Annotated in this window: 14 protein-coding genes; 2 read left to right on the top strand and 12 right to left on the bottom strand. The window is 67.0% G+C overall.

Annotated features, from left to right (window positions below; genetic code table 11):
* The 3 genes from DB30_RS21895 to DB30_RS21885 all read right to left on the bottom strand — a co-directional run.
* On the bottom strand, window positions 1–440 hold a 440-nt coding region (locus DB30_RS21895), incomplete at its 3' end, for a hypothetical protein (protein WP_052552112.1).
* Window positions 437–907: a hypothetical protein gene (locus tag DB30_RS21890; protein WP_052552109.1), complete on the bottom strand. Its 471-nt coding sequence runs from the start codon at window positions 905–907 to the stop codon at window positions 437–439. The genes DB30_RS21895 and DB30_RS21890, both read right to left, overlap by 4 nt.
* 3 nt (window positions 908–910) lie before the next feature.
* Window positions 911–3373, bottom strand: a complete 2463-nt coding sequence (locus DB30_RS21885; RefSeq protein ID WP_052552108.1) for an Hsp70 family protein — start codon at window positions 3371–3373, stop codon at window positions 911–913.
* 995 nt (window positions 3374–4368) lie between these two features.
* On the opposite strand from DB30_RS21885, the gene DB30_RS21880 reads away from it, so the two are divergent.
* Both DB30_RS21880 and DB30_RS21875 read left to right on the top strand, forming a co-directional pair.
* Window positions 4369–4518, top strand: a complete 150-nt coding sequence (locus DB30_RS21880) for a hypothetical protein (RefSeq protein WP_153258384.1) — start codon at window positions 4369–4371, stop codon at window positions 4516–4518.
* A 58-nt stretch (window positions 4519–4576) separates the two neighbouring features.
* Window positions 4577–5590 (top strand): NAD(P)H-dependent flavin oxidoreductase, encoded by a 1014-nt coding sequence (locus tag DB30_RS21875; protein ID WP_052552106.1) that lies wholly within the window; start codon window positions 4577–4579, stop codon window positions 5588–5590.
* A 133-nt stretch (window positions 5591–5723) separates the two neighbouring features.
* Here the strand turns inward: DB30_RS21875 and DB30_RS21870 are convergent, their stop codons facing one another.
* From DB30_RS21870 to DB30_RS21830, 9 genes are all read right to left on the bottom strand, one after another.
* Window positions 5724–6734, bottom strand: a complete 1011-nt coding sequence (locus DB30_RS21870) for a penicillin-insensitive murein endopeptidase (protein WP_146660039.1) — start codon at window positions 6732–6734, stop codon at window positions 5724–5726.
* Window positions 6735–6819: 85 nt separating this feature from the next.
* Entirely contained in the window at window positions 6820–8181 is a 1362-nt protein-coding gene (locus DB30_RS21865) for a sigma 54-interacting transcriptional regulator (RefSeq protein ID WP_052552101.1), read from the bottom strand.
* A gap of 21 nt (window positions 8182–8202) precedes the next feature.
* Complete coding sequence (locus DB30_RS21860) at window positions 8203–9051, bottom strand: hypothetical protein (RefSeq protein ID WP_052552098.1); 849 nt, start codon at window positions 9049–9051, stop codon at window positions 8203–8205.
* A 1-nt stretch (window position 9052) separates the two neighbouring features.
* Complete coding sequence (locus DB30_RS21855) at window positions 9053–10582, bottom strand: DUF4215 domain-containing protein (RefSeq protein ID WP_146660037.1); 1530 nt, start codon at window positions 10580–10582, stop codon at window positions 9053–9055.
* Between the two features lie 129 nt (window positions 10583–10711).
* On the bottom strand, window positions 10712–12250 hold the full coding sequence (locus DB30_RS21850; protein WP_052552093.1) for a hypothetical protein: 1539 nt from the start codon (window positions 12248–12250) through the stop codon (window positions 10712–10714).
* A 34-nt stretch (window positions 12251–12284) separates the two neighbouring features.
* Window positions 12285–13613 carry a right-handed parallel beta-helix repeat-containing protein gene (locus tag DB30_RS21845; RefSeq protein WP_052552090.1) on the bottom strand — a complete coding sequence of 443 codons (1329 nt, stop codon included), beginning with the start codon at window positions 13611–13613 and terminating at the stop codon, window positions 12285–12287.
* A 217-nt stretch (window positions 13614–13830) separates the two neighbouring features.
* Window positions 13831–14673, bottom strand: coding sequence for a hypothetical protein (locus tag DB30_RS21840; RefSeq protein WP_052552087.1), 843 nt, complete (start codon window positions 14671–14673; stop codon window positions 13831–13833).
* Window positions 14670–17399, bottom strand: a complete 2730-nt coding sequence (locus DB30_RS42825; protein WP_052552084.1) for a serine/threonine protein kinase — start codon at window positions 17397–17399, stop codon at window positions 14670–14672. Before DB30_RS42825 ends, DB30_RS21840 begins: the two co-directional genes overlap by 4 nt.
* Window positions 17396–19318: a serine/threonine-protein kinase gene (locus DB30_RS21830; RefSeq protein WP_052552080.1), complete on the bottom strand. Its 1923-nt coding sequence runs from the start codon at window positions 19316–19318 to the stop codon at window positions 17396–17398. The genes DB30_RS42825 and DB30_RS21830 overlap by 4 nt, the downstream gene beginning before the upstream one ends.
* Window positions 19319–19441: the final 123 nt, after the last annotated feature.

Here is a 19441-nt window from a genome sequence, read left to right as displayed (position 1 = left end):
TGCCGCCGCTCGATCCAGGCGAGCTGGGCGGGCGAAGGGGGATCGCCGCGCTGCGCTTGGCGAGCGGCGGCCCAGCTCGCGGCCACCAACGCGCCGCCCCTCACGTCGCGGCGCCACACCCAAAAGCTCAGGCGTGTCACGGCCCACGCCAGCTTCACGTGACCGCGGGGGATCAACAGATGCCGGGCGATCGGCCACGGAAACAGCACGATCGCCGTTGCCAGCGAGAACCCAAGAGCGACCAGCGCAGACGGAAGATCGCCGGAGGCGAGGGCTTCGAGCAAGAGCCCGATCTCGATCATGAAGACCGGTCCCAAGATGAACCACACCAGCGCCGCCGCGACGCCCCCGGAGGCGACCGGCGCCTGCGGCTTGTGCTTGCCGCTCCCGGTCGCCGCGAGCACGGCCACGATCAAGCCGGCGAAGACCGCAGGGTTCACCGCTCGCTCCAGTCGCCAAACCCGAGCACGCGCAGGGCTGGAAACGGACGCAGATCGACCATGTCCGGGTCGGAGTCGGAGTCGGGGTCGTTCGCTGTGTCCGGCCCCGGCTCGCTCGCGGGCGAGCTCGCGGCCGCGTCGATCGGCGTGGGCTCGAGGGTTGCCCACAGCTCGTGAAGCAGCCGCCGGTTGGGGTCGCGCAGCTCGGCCATCGCCGCGCGCACCAGCTGTGACGAGCGCGGGTGCTCACCGAGCGGGGACCGGTAGCGCAGCGCCCCCGAGAGCTCGAGCTCGAGCATGCCGATCAACTTTTGTCCCTGGCGTTCAACGTCGGCGCGCGAGCAGTCTGGGCGCAGCTCGAGCACATAGAACGGATTGTTGGCCAGCCGCTCCCGGGCCGCGTCGCTGTGCTCGGCGCCCCCGTGCTCCCGGCTGCTGCCGCGCCCGCGACCGGCTGAGTTGGCCATTGGCTAGCGAACTCCCGAGTCGAAGCTCTGCCGGCGGGTCTTCACGTCGGCGGGCAGCAATCGCCAGATCCGCTCGGTGACCCGGCGCAGGGCTTGGTTGTCGTCGCGGGCGATCGCCTGGCGACCCTCGCGGACCAGCGACTGCGCGAGCGGCAGATCCGAGGCCGAGTCTGCCTTCGAGGCGGCGTCCTCGAACAGGTACTCCCAGGTGGAGGGATCGCGGTACCACGCGGTCTCGCCCAGCTGGTTGGCGAGCCGCAGCTGGCGTTGCAGCTCGCGGGGATCTTGCTCCGTGGCCGCGCGATCGATCGCGTCGCTGACCTCTTCAAACAGCTTCTGCTCGCGCGGGGTCCCGTACTGACTGATGCAGGCCGAAGCCCAGGTCATCGTTCGAACCTTGCGCTCTTCGAGCTCCGGCCAGCGCTTGACCTGCTCGACTTGCTCGAGCTCCGCGTCGAGCTCGAGCAGGCTGCGGCGGGCTCGCTGGCCCGCGTCTTCGTTGCCGCCGCGCGTCGCCTCGAGGTCACCCTCGACCTCGGCGAGGCGCTGCTCGACCCGATCCAGGGTGCCCAACATCTGCGGCGTGCCGTTGCGAAACGCGTCGCCGCGCAGGGTCACCAGGCGGCCCCGCATGGACTCCGCGATCGCCTGCAGCACTTCGGGATCCGCGGCCGGGACCAACAGATGCGCGACCTCTTGGAACACCTGGTCCAAGCTGGGAACCAGCGCCCGCGCCGACAGCCGGCCGCCACGATCCAGCTCGAGGGTCAGCTCGACCTCCGACCCGGCCGGGAGGCTCGCGGTGATCTCGGTGCTGGGGATCTCGAGGGTGCCGACCAACCGGCACAGGTGCGCGCGGTCGTACTCGCCCTGGACCACGGGGATCTTGAGCACGCTGCCCTCGGTGCCCTTGGCGACCGACTCCACCGTGTTGTGGGTGAAGGTTCGCTTGGCGGGCAGCGGGGTCCCGCGCTCGAAGTAGACCCGAACCGCGTCGTTGGCCAGGGCGACCCCGATCGTGCGTGAGAGCGGCGGATCGCTGATCGTCACGCCCTGCACGATCGTGATCGTGGGCGGATCAACCGGGACCGGCTGGCCTTCCGCGTCGCTGGCGACCAGCTTGAACACGTTGGCCTTGCGCGGGAGCAGATCCACACCAAGCACGAAGCCGCCCTCGGCATCCACGCTGGTCGACTGGCTGTGCCACAGCCCATCACCGCGGTGCAGCTCGAGGCGCGCGGGCTTGGGGCCTGGCCCGTCGACCACGCGGCCGACCACGTGGGGGCTGAGATCCGACGACACGGCGGGGAACTGCAGCCACAGCCGGCGCCCGCGATGCTTGGACGCGCTGAGCTCGGGCGGCCGCGCGTCGAGGTTGGCGGTCGCGGCGTAGATCGCAGCGCCCTGGGCGACCAAGGTCATGGGGTCGTGGCCCTCTGCGATCGCGGCCCCGAGCATGCTGCCCACGCGGTCGCGCAGGAACGGCATCATGGTCGGGCCACCCACGAACACGATCCGATCGAGCGACCCGGGCTCGACCCGGTGTTGGCTCAGCAGCCGCCGACAGACCTCGACCGAGCGCTCGACCAACGCGCTGCACAGGGTCTCGACCGTGGCGCGGTCGATCTCGAGCTCGAGCTCGACCACCTCACCGTCAACCTCGAGCTCGCCGGCTGGCACCAACACCGCCTCGGCGCTGCGCGACAGCTCGATCTTGACCTCTTCGGCCGCCTGCTTGATCGCCCGGATCGCGGGACCGTGGGCTGGGTTGGCGCGGCTCAGCTGCACGCCGCCGCGCGCGTTGACCTTGGCGATCGCCCAGTCGACGATCGCCCAGTCGAAGTCACGCCCGCCCAGGAAGTTGTCCCCGTCGTGCCCGACCACGCGCAGGAACCCGTCGGCGGTCTCGAGCAGCGAGGCGTCGAAGGTCCCGCCGCCAAGGTCGTAGACCAACCACGCGCCGCCGTCGTCTTCGGCTGACCAACCAGCCGCCAGCGCCGACGCGATCGGCTCTTGCAGCAGCTCGACCCGCTCGAAGCCGGCGAGCTGGGCCGCCTCGGAGGTCGCGGCGCTCTGCGGCAGCTCGAACAGCGCAGGCACCGAGATCACCGCGCGCATCGGAGCAAACCCGAACTGATCTTCAACGTCCTTTCGCAGCGAGGCCAGGATCAACGCCGCGAGCTCGGCCGGCCGCCGGGTCAGCTTGGGTCCGGGAAACTCGAGCGCCTTGCCCGTGCCCATCAAGCGCTTGAATTCGTTGTGGGTGTTGGCAGGGTCGCGCTCGATGAAGCGGCGGGCCTTGGCGCCAACCGTGACCCGCTCGCGCGCGTCGATGCGCACGACCGAGGGGGTCAAGTTGCTGCCTTGGCTGTTGCGGACCACCCGAGTCTGCTCACCGTCGAACACGGCGGCTGCAGAGTTGGTGGTCCCGAGGTCGAAGCCGACGTAGAGGGGCTTGTCCGACATGCGTGTGCGACCTTGCCCGTCCGCAACGGGCATCTGTGAAGGGGCGACGAACCGTAGCACGCGACGGGTCTGACGCCTGCGGGCCGATCGCGCGCGGCGGGTGCCCTGGAATTTCAGTGTATATGGAATTTTGGATGGGCGGGGCCGCGCTTGTCAATTTCAGCTGTACTGGAATCTGGGGGATGCTCGGTCGTGCGTCCGACTGCGCGATCTCGTTGGTTACCTGTGGGGTCTCGTAGTCCAATATGCGCGCTCGTAACACATTCGCGGCATATCCGCGATCTCGATGCATGTCCCAAAATGCCTCAGATACGAGATTATTACAGAATTTGGAGATCGATCGACTGCGCAAGTGCGCGAGGACTCCAGCATCCAAGAGTGTGAGTCCTATCTCGGACCAAAGACCCATGACTGGCCATTCGTACAAGATCAGGGTTTCTGGGCCTACTGGCGCTCAGCATCCATCCGCCAGCACTGGAATCAGACACCCGGAAAAATTCCAATATATGTGTTGCTCGATGAGGTGCCGACATGTACAACCAAGGAGTCAGACAACGCGCTCGCACGACACGGATGTCGTCGAAGCCCGGCCCGCAGCACCGCCAAGGAAGGCACACTGGCTGCTGGCGCTGAGCTCCTCGCGCAACAAGAGCTCGAAACCCAGGTGTCGCCGCATCTGGGTTTTGTGTTGCCTGCCCGCCCAGAGCCCGCACCCTCCCGCAGGCAACGTGGGGTTTCGAGTTTGTCGGGTAGGGTCGGCGCGATGGCAGACGGTCACTCGCGAGAACCACACGTGGGCGCCCCCGAGTCAGCCGCAGGCCGGTTGCCAACCTTCTCGAGCGCGACGGCGACGAGGCACCGGGCCCGACTCGCGGGCATGAACCCCAACTACTACTTCCGCTCGAGTGGAGCGACGCGGTCCGTCCGGGCGACGTGGTCGAGACCCAGTTTTTTGGCCAGTCGGGCCGACGGTTGAAGGTGAGCAGGACGCGATCATGGGTGAGCACTTCGATCGACCGATCCCCGAGCTCAACCCTTCGGTTCGGCTGTTCGAGCGGCTCACGATCGAGCGCTGGCAGGCCCACCTCGACGCGGTACAGGATCGGGCTGAGGTCGCGCTGTGTACCCGCGTCGAGCGGCTGTGAGGGCGACCTGGGCGTGCTTCGCTCGCGCCGACTTGCACGCTTTGCTATGTAGCTGGCCGTGCCCGCCCAGCCCCAGTCCAATGCGTTTACACGCGACACAGGCGCCACCGTCCCGCTGATCTGCGGGGCCATGTACCCCTGCTCCAACCCCGAGCTCATCGCCGCTGTGTCGGCCGCGGGTGGGATCGGCGTGGTCCAGCCGCTGTCGATGATCTACGTGCACAAGAAGGACCTGCGCGAGGGGCTGCGCCAGATCAAGCGCGCGACCTCCAACCCGATCGGCTTCAACGCGCTGATCGAGGCCTCGTCCAAGGTCTACGAAGATCGCATGCGCAAGTGGGTCGACATCGCGCTCGAGGAGGGGGTGCGCTTCTTCGTGACCGCGCTCGGCAACCCGCGCTGGGTCGTCGACAAAGTCCACGCGTTCGGGGGGGTCGTCTATCACGACGTGACCGAGCGAAAGTGGGCGGACAAAGCCCTCGACGGCGGGGTCGACGGGTTGATCTGCGTGAATCGTCGGGCCGGTGGGCACGCGGGCCAGCAGGATCCTCGCCGGCTCTACGAGTCACTCGCCGACCTTGGCGTGCCGCTGGTCTGCGCGGGGGGGATCGGCGACGAGCAGCGCTTTGTAGATGCGCTCGACATGGGCTACGCCGCCGTCCAGCTGGGTACGCGCTTCATCGCCTCCACCGAGTGCCGCGCCCACGACGACTACAAGCGCGCGATCGTCAGGGCCGTCGCCGACGACATCGTGCTGACCGAGCGCATCTCCGGGGTCCCGGTCGCGGTGATCGAGACCGACTACGTGCGTGCGATCGGCACCAAGGCGGGCCCAATTGCGCGCCAGCTGCTTCAACATCCAAAGGCCAAGCATTGGATGCGGACCTTCTACTCGCTGCGTTCAATGTGGCAGCTCAAGAACGCCTCGCTCGAGGGCACCAGCTACAGCGACTACTTTCAGGCCGGGCGCAGCGTCGATGGGATCGACGCGGTCGAGCCGGCTGGCGCGATCGTCCAGCGCTACGCGGACGCGCTGGTCGCCGCCCAGGCCCAGACCAAAACGGCCGTCTAGTGCCGCACACTGAGGCCCAAGGGCGAGGAGCGGCGACGACGCTGTACCGGGCGTACTGCTAGGAGCTGCGACACTGCCATTGGGCCTCAGTGCCGTGCCTAACCCGGATCGAACTTAGGGTGTGCGACACTAGTTACCGACAGTTCGCGTCGGCGGGCGGGCACGCGAAGCGGACGTGCAGGTGGTCGTGGTGGTTCCACAGGTGCCGAACCACTCGCCCGTCCGCGCCGCGGCCGTCGGGGTACTCGAACACCTCCGCGAGCTGCTCGACCGTCCAGCCGTCGCGGCGCGCGGCCGCATACAGCAGGCGCTGGATCTCATAGTCGAGGTACACGAGCGCGACCCCGCCGGGCTGATCGGCCAGACGCACGAAGCCCTCGAGCAGCTCCCAGGTCGCGTCCGCGTCGAGGTTGTCGCGGGTCGCGGGGACAAACTCGCTGGGGTAGCTCGCTGGCGCGTCGACGAAATAGAAGCCCAGATCGATGTCGCGCCCGGATTGGTGCGTGCGGTGGCCGGTCAGCGGTCCGCCCTGTTCGGCGGATAGATCCCCAATTGCCAGGCGATGGACGCCCGGTCGGTGCTTGCGGACCGCCTCGACCACGCGGACGGTGTGCTTGACCAGGTGCTCGCTCGCGTAGGTACGCGGCAGCCGACGCCGATAGTACGCGGCGCTGTGCGGGAGCTGGGTGGGCGCCTCGAGTCGGCCGTCGTCGACCTTGCCGTGGCTCTGCCCGCTGCGAACCCCCGCGGCGCTGGCGGTGATCGGAATACGCAGGTGCTGGCCGACCCGGATCACGTTGCTGTCGAGCTTGTTGTGCTCGCGCAGGGCCGCCACCGTTGTCGAGTAGTGAGCCGCGATCGCTTCGAGCGAGTCGCCCTTCACGACCACGTGCTCGAGCAGCTTGGATCCGGCGCAGCTGGGCAGCTTGATCTCGGTGCCGAGCACCAGCGCGTCTTCGCGGGCCATGTCGTTGGCCTTGCGTAGCTGCGCGACCGTACAGCCGTGGGCCTCGGCCAGCTTCCACAGCGAGTCGCCCTTCACGACCACGTGGGTCGCAGCGCCTGCGCGCGCCGATGCGGCCACGCCACTGGACATCAGTGTGGCGGCCAGGACCACGAACGAGCAGCGACTGGGCCAACGCATGCGCCACGGTCGGGCAAAATTGCGGTGTCGGGCAAATTTCTGGCGAGTCTGGCGCTGTACTTCAGCACGCCCTGCTCCAGACTGCTCAATCGTCGTTGACGTCGTGCAGGCCCAGCGCTTGAAGCCGCGACCGCAGCCGGCCCCGCGTGATGCCAAGCCGCCGCGCGCTCGCGCTGATCGACTGGCACTCGGTCATGACCGCCGGCAGGTAAATGCTGTCGACCAACATGTGCAGATCCTCGTACTCGTGGTTCTTGCCGTCGTCGAGCGCCTTGGCCAGCTTGTAGCCCCAACCGTCGGGGCGCCCCAGGGACAGGTCTTCGGAGCGAATCACGTGATCACGGCACACGAAGGCCGCGCGTCGAATCGCGTTCTTGAGCTCGCGCACGTTGCCGGGCCAGTCGTGCGTCGCCATCAAGGTCTTGGCGTCGTCGGCCAAGCTGACCCGCTGGCCGTGATCCGCCGCGACGATGTCCAAGAAGCGCTCCGCGAGCGCGATCACGTCGACGCCGCGCTCGCGCAGCGGCGGCAGGCGCAGCGAGGCGTGGGCGACCCGGTGAAACAGATCTTCACGAAAGCGGCCATTGCGAACCTCGGCTGACAGGTCGCGGTTGGTGGCCGCGACGACCCGAACGTCGACCGTGCGCATGTTGCCGGGCTCCCCGAGTCGGGCGACTTGTCGGCGGTCGAGGGCGCGCAGGAACTTGACCTGTAGCTCGGCCGAGAGCTCGCCGATCTCGTCAATGAACAGGGTGCCGCCGTGGGCCTGCTCGAACAGGCCGGGCTGATCGTGCTCGGCGCCCGTGAACGCGCCCCGGCGAAACCCAAAGATGCTCGCGTCGGCCAGCGTGGACGGCAAGGTGCTGCAATCGAGGATCACGAAGGGCTGGTCGCGCCGCAGCGACAGATCGTGGATGGTTCGGGCGGTCAGCTCTTTGCCCGTGCCGGTCTCGCCGGTCACCAGCATGTCCAGCGGGGTGGGGGCGAGCTTGGCCAGCGTGGCGAACAGCTCGCGCATTGGCAGGCTCTCGCCAAACAGGAGGCCGCACTCGGAGTCGGCTGCGACCTCGACGTCGACCTCACCGATCTCGACCAGCTCGATCGCGCAGCTGCCCGCCGAGAACTTGTCGCCGCGGGCGAGCACGATCCGCCGGACCCTTCGCCCGGCGAACCACGTGCCGTTCTTGGCGCCCAGATCCTCGAGCTCGACGCCGCCGTCGACGACCCGCAGCGAGAAGTGGACCTTGCTCACCGACTGATCGCTGATGACCACGTCCGCCGCGCGGCTGCGCCCAAAGGTGATCGTGGGGCCATTGGCGAGGGGGAATTCTGCGGTCTCACCGTCGAGCAGCCGCACCCGCAATTGCCCGGCTCGGCGCGCGGTCTTGATGCCGCCCGCAGCCGAGGTGGGCGCGGTGAGGTCCGCGTTTGTTGGTTTGCTGGCCATGGTGGTTTTGTGCAGTGGTGCTCAGAACTGACCACGAATCGTCAAGCCTGCGCCATTTTGGGTGGTCAGGCCGAACCCGGTGACCTTCGCGGTGGTCGCCGCCCGCCGCTTGTGTAGCACGCTCAGATCGAGGGCCAGCAACACGTTGCCGACCACCATGAGCCCCAAGCCCGCGCCCAGCATCGCCACACCGGGAGGTCGATAGTCGATGGTGTCGACGATCGGCGCGCCGGGCTCGCTGGTGACCACCAGGCCGCGATGAAGCACGACGGTGCCGGCGATCGCCGCCCCGAGCCCGAGCGCGCTCGAGGCAATGCCTGCGTAGCCGGCCGGGCCAAGCGACCTGACGTGAACGGCCCCGACGGGGTCTTCTTTGGGCTGCTCGTCGTCTGGCGGCAGCGGCGGCGGGGCTGCTTCTGCCCGAGCCTTGCGGGCGTGCGCGACGGCGTCTGGGAGGATAGCGAGGCTCTCTGCCGCGACCTCGCTCGGGGTACACCGCAGGCACACGTCTTCTTTTGCCTCGCTGATCGTCTTGCCCTCGAACTCGACCGAGGAGCTGATCAGAAACACCGAGGTCTGGCCCTTGGGCTGCGAGACGGTCGCGCGCATCACTAGATCTGGCGCATCGTTGGTGGCGAGCGTGAAGCCGTGGGTTGCCCCGAGCTGCTCGAGCTCGGCTTGGGTGATCGAGAGCACCTCGGGCTGGAGATCTTTGGGGAGGCCCTCGACTCCGAGCTCGAGCGCGACCGTGAGGGGGTGGTCCTCCGGCTGTGCGCGATTGCTTGCGGGGTCTTGGGCGGCGGCCGTGCTCGCAAGGCTCAATGAACCGAGCGTGAGCGCGGCGATGAATGATGCGCGGCGGACAATCATTTTAGAGGGTGACCTTTAGCAGGCACAGCTGTTTGAGCGGGCCGCAGGTGCCAACGGCAACCGCGTAGCCCTGGGTCGACACCGCGACGTCGAACAGCGTAGTTGGATGATCATCGTCCTCGTAGGTGATCTCTTGCAAGTTGGTTCCCGCCGCCGAGTGCCAGCTGAGCAGGCCGACTTGGCTCTGCGATTCGCCGACGGTGTATCCGGCGACGACCGAGGTCCCGTTCGGTAGGACCGCAATCGCGTTGCCGTGAGCGTCGACGCCCGTGGATGGGTGGATTTTGTACCATGTTTCGACCCCGTCGGGGCCCAACTTGTGGATCCGGAAATTGTCGATGTTGTCCGCGGCGGTGTTGCCGACCACGAACGCGTTGCCTTCTGCGTCGACGCCGATGTCGTCTTTCGAGTGGCCGATGAGTGACGCCGATGTCCAGAGCAGCTCACCCGTGGCAGAGTAGCTGTGGACTTGGAATGGCAAGGACTGTAGGACCCAAATCTGGTTGTCAGGACCGGTTGCGACGGCGAAGAAGTCGCCGCCCGATGCGTCGAAGTGAGACCACTCGAGCTCACCGGTTGCCGTGAAGTGGTGGAGCATTGGTTCGCCCGCGACCTCCCCGGCTGCCACGACCGCACCCAGATTGTCGATAGCAACATTATACACGGTAGAGGAATCGAGCGGGATGGTCGAGATCCAGTCATATGACCCATTGCTCTTGTGATAGCGGACGTGGCCTTGGCCGTTGAGTTGGCCGCCGATCACGAACTTGTCCGGGTCGACGTTCGAGACCGCGATGCTTGGGTTGCCACTGGTCATCGTCGGCGTGCTCACCGTCCAGAGCTCGTCGCCGTTCGAATCGACCCCCATGAGCTTGCGCCTGGGGCCGCCACAGGTGAACACCAAGTCGGCGCCGCCCATGGAGGTGACCGCGACAGCGGCGGCGTCACATGATTCGAACTCGTAGATCTTGCTCCATATCACAGTGCCTGGGAGCGTGCAGTTTGACGCGCACTCGTCACCGCTTTGCGTGTTTCCGTCATCGCAGGTCTCGCCAATCGTCGCTTGCGTGATGCCGTCGCCGCAGATCGAGAGGATGCACGCATTGCTGCACGCGTCGTCGTTGATCTCATTGCCGTCATCACATTGTTCGTCTGCTTCGGTGACGCCATTACCACATTCGGGCGTGTCACCGCCGTCAGCCTCAGCCTCGGACTCGTCGTCCGATCCGGGGCAGGTGTTGTCCTCGGAGGCGAAGGTGCCGGCTCCGCATGGGCTGTGGCACTCGTATGCGGGGGGCTCGGCGACACAGCCATAGTGGGCCTCGGCGCCTGGGCACCCGTCCGCGGGGCCAACGCAGAACGGGCGGTCTTCGCCGTAGAGATCTGCGCAGGTGAGGTCGCCGGCAGCGTAGTGGCAGTGTTCTGGGTTGGCGTGCTCGGCTTGGCAGCCGATCGCTGCCCCGCACGCGAACGCGAGCGCGAGGAGCTGGGGGGATCGTTGGCGGGTGATCATGACGTTGGGGGGGCGCACGGGGGGTGGGGGATGGAAGTGCGTCGGCGGTGAGCGGGCTCGAGGCTGGTGGGGGCGGCGCCGCTCGTTTGGGTTGGGGCCGCGAAGTTGGGGGCTCCGGGTTGTGGTGGGCTGGGCTGGATCCGGCGCCTAGTTTGCTACGTCGGCGCCCGCGAAGTCGGGGGCGCCGTCGGTCGTTGGGCGTGGGTCGCCGTCGATGTCGGTGTCAGGGTCGCCGGTTTGCGAGGTGGCGGCGGTCTCGATCTCGACGGGGTACATGCCGGGGTTCAGAGCAAAGTTGCCGCTGTCGTAGTCGGAAAACCAGCCTGATAAGTCATCGAACATCATGCCGGAGTCACTCTCCGTGAACGTCGTCTCAAGTTGAGCGTTCTGGCACTCCAACTCGGGTTGGGCACTGTAGGACACGAGAATACTGTTGCGGATACTCGCACCGGAGCCCACTCCGCAGGCGACCGCGCGGGAGGTGTTGCCGAACCCTGACCCAATTGTACTGTAGTCGATCGAAATCTCCCCATCGATGACGTCGATGATACGCTGATTTTGGTTTCCGCCGACGAAGCTGTTCTCGAGCACCAACATCCCGCCGCCGTCAACGACGATGCCGCCGCCAGCGTTGTTCACGATCTTCGAACGCTCGATCCATGCGGCGCCGGTGATCTCGACGCCGACGCCACCGTTTGCGGTGTTTGCGATGGTGACGCCTCGCATGAATAGGTTGCCAGCGTTCGCTACGGTCAGGGCAGTTGCGCCGGAGGTCCCTCGCAGAACGGGGCTTTCACCGGGCGCCGCGAATATGGCCACACTGAGTTGCAACGTGATGGCATCGTCGGGGTAGATGAACGGAGGTGAATTGACCTCATGGAGCACGATGAGGGAATTCGAGTCCACCGCCGTCAATGCTTGGTTCACCGTGCAATATGGCGTGGACTCCGAACCATCTCCACCTGGGGCGCAGTTGGAGTTGCCGCTACCATTGACGTGCACGGTGTTCGCGGGGTCCATGCAGTTCCCCGCCGCCAAGTTGCACGCGCTGTCATTGCACTGCTCGTGGGAGGAGCACCCAACGCAAGTGTTGGCCTCGACGTCACAAATAGGCGTGGTCCCGACGCAGGCATCCTCTTTCTCAGCCGCACACGCGACGCACAGCCCGGCCTCACACACAGGCGTGCTCGGGTCCAACTCGGCGCACGAAGTGTCCCCATCGGCGGTGCCGTCGCAGTCCACGCACATACCGCTGTCGAGGTCGCAAAACGGCATCATCGAGTCGGCGCAGTCGGCAGGCCCCATGCACGCGGTGTCGCCGTCGCCATCGCCATCGCCATCGCCGTCGCCATCGCCGTCGCCAGTGGGGTCACCGTCGCCGTCGCCAGCGACCACGCAGCTGTCGTCCTCGAGGATGTTCTGATCCCCGCCACAGGCGTAGTTGCACTCCTCGGTGGGCTCCTCCTCGACACACCCGTTGAACCCCTCGCCGCTTGGATTACACGTGGGAGTCGTGCAATACGGCCGTTCGGTCCCGTAGAGCTGCTCGCAGAGAGACGCGCCGCCAGCTCGCGTGCAATGATCGGGGTTGGGCTCGACGTCCGCGCAGCCCACCACCACGCCCGCGGCGAACGCCACGAACGAGGTGACGAGCGAGGCAGCCAGTTTTGACTTGGGTATGGTCATGACGCGAGGGTAGTGGCGGGCGGTCGCGGATCCGTCACGGAATGTCGGCGCCCGCGAAGTCGAGGGTGCCGTCGGTCGTTGGGCGTGGATCAAGTTCGATGTCGGTGTCAGGGTCGCCGGTTTGCCAGGTGGCGGCAGTATTGATGAGTGGGGGGTGACTGCCGGACAGCCGGAAGTCTCCATCTGTGTAGCCCACGAACCAGCTGGTGTCAGGCATGTCTCCCAAGGACACGCTTTCAGGTGCATCCATTTCCAAGGCGCTGCTGATGATTGAGACACTTGGGCAAGTTAGCTCGTCACCTCCCGTCCGAGCCACGAGCAACGAGTTGCGTACAGTCGTGCTCAGGCCATCGTCGCAAAATAGCGATGACGCACTTCCAAAGCCGGCCGCAAGTGTCGAGTATAGAATGTTTGCTGCGCCATCTGCGACGTAGATCGCGTTTTTGTCACTCTGGTCTCCGCCGACGAAGCTGTTCTCGAGCACCAACATCCCGCCGCCGTCAACGACGATGCCGCCGCCAGCGTTGTTCACGATCTTCGAACGCTCGATCCATGCGGCGCCGGTGATCTCGACGCCGACGCCACCGTTTGCGGTGTTTGCGATGGTGACGCCTCGCATGAATAGGTTGCCAGCGTTCGCTACGGTCAGGGCAGTTGCGCCGGAGGTCCCTCGCAGAACGGGGCTTTCACCGGGCGCCGCGAATATGGCCACACTGAGTTGCAACGTGATGGCATCGTCGGGGTAGATGAACGGAGGTGAATTGACCTCATGGAGCACGATGAGGGAATTCGAGTCCACCGCCGTCAATGCTTGGTTCACCGTGCAATATGGCGTGGACTCCGAACCATCTCCACCTGGGGCGCAGTTGGAGTTGCCGCTACCATTGACGTGCACGGTGTTCGCGGGGTCCATGCAGTTCCCCGCCGCCAAGTTGCACGCGCTGTCATTGCACTGCTCGTGGGAGGAGCACCCAACGCAAGTGTTGGCCTCGACGTCACAAATAGGCGTGGTCCCGACGCAGGCATCCTCTTTCTCAGCCGCACACGCGACGCACAGCCCGGCCTCACACACAGGCGTGCTCGGGTCCAACTCGGCGCACGAAGTGTCCCCATCGGCGGTGCCGTCGCAGTCCACGCACATACCGCTGTCGAGGTCGCAAAACGGCATCATCGAGTCGGCGCAGTCGGCAGGCCCCATGCACGCGGTGTCGCCGTCGCCATCGCCATCGCCATCGCCGTCGCCATCGCCGTCGCCAGTGGGGTCACCGTCGCCGTCGCCAGCGACCACGCAGCTGTCGTCCTCGAGGATGTTCTGATCCCCGCCACAGGCGTAGTTGCACTCCTCGGTGGGCTCCTCCTCCACACACCCACTGAACCCCTCGCCGCTCGGATCACACTCGGGGGTTGTGCAATACGGGCGTTCGCCATCGTACCGCTCTGCACAGGTTGCAGCACCGTCGGCTCGGGCGCAGTGATCTGGATCAGGTTCGGTAGTTGTTCCACATGCGGAGATGCTCAAGCCCACGATGAAGCCAGCGCTGAGAATGATGAGAGATTTTTGCATTGTCGTGATCCTTTGCCTAGAAGCTACCGGAGATCCCAAGGCCGAGGCCGGTGGGGGAGAACGTGGGAACAATGAGGGCTTGCGATCGCCCGTGTTTGCGCTGTTTGGCCCGGCGGCCCATGTCGACGCCGAGCATCACGAGGCCGGCTGTAGCGACGGCAGCCCCGACGCCAACCAGCACGTACCCGCGAGGGGCATGGTTGACGCTGGTTCGTTCATAGAAAAGCCCCGCCGGATGCTCGTAAACCCGCCCGCGCGAGACCTCGACCGCACCCCAGACGATCGCGCCCAACCCCACCACGGAGACCGCAGCCCCCGCGATGCCGATCGGCCCAATCGGCTTCGGCAACGGCGCGGCCCCGCCGTCGTCCTCACTGTCGCTATCGCCACCGTCGCCGCCGTCATCCGTCTCCGCGGGCACTTGCTGTCGCGCCTCGATCGACGCAAGCAGCTCCGCCTGCTTCGACTCGAGCTTTTGCAGCATCCTCGCCTCGGTACAAAACACACAATCGGTCCACTCCGCCGCGGGCACGACAGACCCACCGTCAACGAACTCGAAGTGGATCCCATAGTTGCGATCCCCAGCTTCCAGGATCCGAACCCGAACCTGAAGCACCATCGCCGCGGCGGGGTCTTCTGTGATCTCGAACCCGCCAGCTTCGACGAGCGTGCGCAATTGGCCAAGCAGCACCGGCCCCACACCACGCTCGGCCTCCGGCAGCTCAGAGACATCGACCGCGAGCGCGATCGGGTCAGCCGACGTCTGTGACGCAGCAGGCGGAGCCGCGTGGGCGATCGGGTGGGTCCAGCCGAACACGGCCAGCACGCTGAGAGAGAGAGCAATGAGCGGCTTTTTCATGGGGACGTCTCAGGGGTTGCGAACATGCGACAACCATCAACCTTGGCGCGAACCTTCGAGTCCGTCGAGCCCGAGCCCGCCTCGACGCACTTGGTCCACTCGCCAAGCTCCGAGAACGCGTCGACACGCAGGGCCGCGCGCTCGGCCTGGGAGGCCCAGCACTTGCGGTTCGCAGACAGCGAGAGCGCGCGCCGCCAGTTGCGATCGGCGAGCGCCTTGCGGGCCTGGTCCGCGACACCTTCGCAAGCGTCGGGCTCGGGCTTTGGGGTGGGTTCTGGTTCGGGCTTGGGCTTGGGCTTGGGTTGGGGTTTGGGCTGAACGACTGGATCGGGCGTGGGCTCGACCTCGGGCACCGGCTCGAGGTGGGGGACTGGAGCGGGAGCAGGAGCGGGGATCGGCTCCGCGCGCTGTTTCGTCTGGGTTGGCGCTGGCGCCGGTTCGTCGCTGGGGGGCTCGTGGAGCCATCGCCAGCCCACGAACGCGATGACCCCAACCAACAGGAGCGCGATCACGACCCACCAGAACCCAGCGCGGCGATTGCTGAGCGGTGGCGCGTCGGGGGTTGGCTCGGGCTCGGGCTCGGGCTCGACCGCGGGTTGGGTCTTGGGCGCGGGGGCCGGTGCGGGGCGCAGTTGTGGCGGCCGAGCGAATGCAAGCTGGGCGGTGTCGTCATCCTGCTCGGAGGCCCACTCGGAGGCCGGACGGTTGACCGCTTTCGCCACTTGGACGACCTCCGTCACGTCCTCCACCGGCTGCGCAGGCTGAGCCGGCAGCGGCTCGGCTACTGCAGGCTGTGTCGACGGCGGGGGACCCCAGGCTCCGATCGCGGCAGCTTTTCGCTGCAAGCGGGGCTCGAGCGACGCGACCTTGACTGTGGTGTCGGGGACTGGATCCGCGGTCGGCCCCGGATCCATCTCTTGCGTCGCGTCGGGTCCTGGCTCGGGCCGGAGCTGAACCTTCGCGGTGGCGTCGGGTCCTGGCTCGGGCCGGAGCTGAACCTTCGCGGTGGTGTCGGGCCCTGGCTCGGGCCGAAGCTGGACCTTCGCGGTGGTGTCGGGCCCTGGCTCGGGCCGAAGCTGGACCTTCGCGGTGGCGTCGGGCCCTGGCTCGGGCCGAAGCTGGACCTTCGCGGTGGCGTCGGGTCCTGGCTCGGGCCGGAGCTGAACCTTCGCGGTGGTGTCGGGCCCTGGCTCGGGCCGAAGCTGGACCTTCGCGGTGGCGTCGGGCCCTGGCTCGGGCCGAAGCTGGACCTTCGCGGTGGCGTCGGGTCCTGGCTCGGGCCGGAGCTGAACCTTCGCGGTGGCGTCGGGCCCTGGCTCGGGCCGAAGCTGGACCCTCGCGGTGGCGTCGGATCCTGGCTCGGGCCGAAGCTGGACCTTCGCGGTGGTGTCGGGTCCTGGCTCGGGCCGAAGCTGGAGCTTCGCGGTGGTGTCGGGTCCCGGCTCGGGCCGAAGCTGGACCTTCGCGGTCGCGTCGAGCCCTGATTGGGGAGCGGGCCAGAGCTGGACCTTCGCGGTCGCGTCGGCCCCCGGTTGGGAAGCCAGCGGAAGCTGGACCTTCGCGGTGGTGTCGGGCCCGTGCTCGGGAGCGTGGACCTTCATGCTCGCGTGGGATCCCAGTTGGGGAGCGTGCCACGGCTGCATGTCCGCGGTCGCGTCTGGACCCGGGTCGGGAGCGGGCCACGGCTGCATGTTCACGGTCGCGTCGGCCCCGGGCGGAGCGGACCGCCACGCGGTCGGGTCGGGCGGCTCGGGGGCTGGCCTCAGATCCATCTTCACGGTCGGATCCGGCACCAGCACCGGCGTTGGTGTTGGCGTGGTACCCGTGGCGACGGCCGTGGGATCGATCGACCCCAGCCGCTCGATGATCTGCTCCATCGTTGGCCGCTCGGCGCCAAGCCGCTTCGTACAGTCGTGGACCAGCTCGCCGAGCTCTTCGGGCGCGCCATAGGCCCACGCGTGCAGCCGCGGCGCCTCGAGCTTGCCCTCGCGCTGTCCCTGGATGTACGCGCCGCGATCCTGGATGTGCGCATAGGGATTCTGACGCGTGACCAGCTCGAACAGCAGCACCCCAAACCCGAACGCGTCCATGCTTGGATCCGCAGCCTCCTGCCGAACCTGCTCGGGGCCCATGTAGCCGAGCGTGCCAGGAACATCGTGGACTCCAGTGAGCCGGCCGGGAGCGCCCACGGCCAGCTGCGGCGCGCACAGATCCGCGGCGTGGCTGAAGTCGAACAGCTTGATGGTGCCCGACGCGTCGTCGAGCGTGAACACGTTGCTTGGCGTCGCGTCGCGGTGAACGACGCCGGCCGTGTGGCAAGCGTGCAGGCCCGCCGCGATCTGTTTGGCGACCTCGACGATCCTCGCGATCTCCAGCGTTCCGCGGACGAAGACCATGTCGAGCGGCTGACCGGTGAGCACTTCCGTGGCCAGCCATGGCCAACGGCCGCGATCCTCGAGCCGGCCGGCGTCGACGAACTCGACGATGTGTGGGTGCCCTCGGAGCCGGCGCAGGTATTCTGCCTCGTTGATCAGGCGCTGCTCTCGCTCGGGCCGGCCGACGTAGCGCGGCAACAGCAGCTTGAGCGCGACCTCGACGCCCAGCCTGCAATCGTGCGCGCGGTAGACCACGCTCGTCCCCCCCTCGCCAAGGTTTGACAGCAGCTCGAAGCGACCGTCACCCACGACCTCGCCCGTGCTGGGGGCTTCGAGCTCAGGCGCCTTCACTTGGCAGATCCTTTCGCGCCCTTGGTCGCCTTGAGCGTGGTCTTGGTGAGCTTGACATCGTAGAAGGTGCCCGACGCGAGGTCGCTGTCGATCCGCAGGGTGCCGGCGGCGTTCCACGCTTCGCTTGGGGTCTCGCGCCAGCGAACGGGGTAGTTGCCAGGCCTGAGCGTGGTCAGGGCGAAGGACTTATAGGCGATGCTGCGCTTGCCGACCTCGAGCTCGGCCTTCGTCGCGCCGCTGATCACGAACGTCACCTCCACGGCTGGCTTGGGCTTGGGCTTTGTCGGTTTGGGCTTGGGCTCGGGCTTGGGCTCGGCCTCGGCCGTCGGGGTTGGTTCGGGTTCGGGTTCGGGCTCGGGTGGATCGAGCGCCGGATCGGGTATGGACGGCTCGAACTCGGGCGCAGGAATGGGCTCGACCGGTGGGGGAGTGGGCTCTTGCTCGACGGCCGGCTTCGCGGACTCGAGCTTGCGGTCCGTTGGTCGCTGCTTCGACGCCACAGCCGCCGGATCCGGGGCCGAAACATCGGCGGCTGCCGGGCGACGGATGATCGAGACAGCCGCCCAAACGAACAACACCCCCGAGAACACGGCCATGCAGACCGCCCCGATGATCAGCGCCCTGGGCAAGACGAGCCCCGCGGGCGCGGGCTTGGTCGGTGGCGCGGGCCACGGATGATCTGCCTCGGTGACGATCATTTCTGCTGCGGCCAGACCCGTGGGGGTCGGCAGCCTGAGCGTTGGCTCGCACACCGCCTCATTGATGGGAACGGATGCCGCACTGGTGTTCGTGCGCTCGCTGGTTGCGTAGTCACCAAGCTGATCTGCAGCGTCCACGCTTGCCCGCCGCAGCTGCATGGGTTCGACGGCTTGGGGGCCAGAGGTCTGGGGGCCAGAGGGCTCGGCGCTGGTGCGGGCGTCCGGATCGACAGCGAGCGGCTGTGAGTCGCTCTGGTTGAACAGCGACGCGGGCAGGCTCTGATCGTCTTTGTGCAGCTCGATCAGCTCGGTGAAGCCCGAGCGCGGCCGCCCGATCATGCGATTGTAGAAGACCTTGAGCTCGCGCGCGGCGATCTGATAGCGGGCGGTGTTCTGAACGATCATCCAGTGCGCGTCACCTGCCGAGGGGCGATCCTCTGGCCGGGTCCCCAGCATGCGCCGCCGCAGCTGATCGACCCACGCGGGGATGTCTGGCACGGTCAGGTCCGGGATGTGCCCACCCAGCACGCTCGACTGAAATTCCGCCACCGTGCAGTTGCCAAGGAACCGCTCGCCCTCCAGCAACTCGTGCAACACGACGCCAAGGCTGTAGATGTCGGACTGCATGCGAACCCGGCCGGTCATCTGCTCGGGTGACATGTAGCGCGGGGTCCCGATCGAGCGTGACATCGTGGCTTCGGAGGTCTTGGCGAAGCGTGCGATCCCGAAGTCTGTCAGCTTCACCTCGCCGCTGGACGAGACCAGGATGTTGCCCGGGGTGACGTCGTAGTGCACGACCCCTGCGTGCTCGCCCGCGACGGTGCGGCCGTGGGCATACTCGAGGGCCGAGAGGATCTCACCGACGATGTACAGCGAGATGTCGACCCCCAGCCGGCGGGTCCCGGCCTTCTCGGCCCGATCGATCAGGTTGCGGAGGTTGACCCCGTCGACCCACTCCATCACCAAGCACGGCGAGCCCTGCACTTCGCTCGTGTCAACGACCTTGACGATGCGCCCGTGGTCGAGCTGGGCGGCGATCCGTGCCTCGCCGAAGAAGCGCTCGCGGTCCTCGTTGGTCATGGCCAGCGCGGGGTGCAGCACCTTGATCGCACACGGCATCTGCAGCCCGTCGTCGCTCCGCTTGATCGCGCTCCAGACCTGACCCATGCCGCCGGCGCCGATCCGTGTCGTGAGGAGGTATTTGCCGGACTTGTCTCTCATCGCTCTTGCTCGAAAGCTACCACGGCGACCTAGCACGGAGCGTGCCAGCTGCGAAGGTGCTGGAGCGAGCCGATCGCGGTGGGGGTGGTCGGCGACGGGTCGGCCCGGCAGGACCTCGGGTGG

The organism is Enhygromyxa salina (assembly GCF_000737335.2).
GTDB classification, from domain to species: Bacteria; Myxococcota_A; Polyangia; order Nannocystales; family Nannocystaceae; genus Plesiocystis; species Plesiocystis salina_C.
Note: the sequence above shows the minus strand (reverse complement) of the source record. Positions and strands in the feature narration are given on the sequence as shown.

What these genes read in the sequence shown, in the direction of transcription:
- DB30_RS21860 (WP_052552098.1), bottom strand. Translation starts at nt 9,051, where the DNA reads ATGATTGTCCGCCGCGCATCATTCATCGCCGCGCTCACGCTCGGTTCA.
- DB30_RS21865 (WP_052552101.1), bottom strand. Translation starts at nt 8,181, where the DNA reads ATGGCCAGCAAACCAACAAACGCGGACCTCACCGCGCCCACCTCGGCT.
- DB30_RS21885 (WP_052552108.1), bottom strand. Translation starts at nt 3,373, where the DNA reads ATGTCGGACAAGCCCCTCTACGTCGGCTTCGACCTCGGGACCACCAAC.
- DB30_RS21870 (WP_146660039.1), bottom strand. Translation starts at nt 6,734, where the DNA reads ATGCGTTGGCCCAGTCGCTGCTCGTTCGTGGTCCTGGCCGCCACACTG.
- DB30_RS21850 (WP_052552093.1), bottom strand. Translation starts at nt 12,250, where the DNA reads ATGACCATACCCAAGTCAAAACTGGCTGCCTCGCTCGTCACCTCGTTC.
- DB30_RS21830 (WP_052552080.1), bottom strand. Translation starts at nt 19,318, where the DNA reads ATGAGAGACAAGTCCGGCAAATACCTCCTCACGACACGGATCGGCGCC.
- DB30_RS21890 (WP_052552109.1), bottom strand. Translation starts at nt 907, where the DNA reads ATGGCCAACTCAGCCGGTCGCGGGCGCGGCAGCAGCCGGGAGCACGGG.
- DB30_RS21840 (WP_052552087.1), bottom strand. Translation starts at nt 14,673, where the DNA reads ATGAAAAAGCCGCTCATTGCTCTCTCTCTCAGCGTGCTGGCCGTGTTC.
- DB30_RS21880 (WP_153258384.1), top strand. Translation starts at nt 4,369, where the DNA reads ATGGGTGAGCACTTCGATCGACCGATCCCCGAGCTCAACCCTTCGGTT.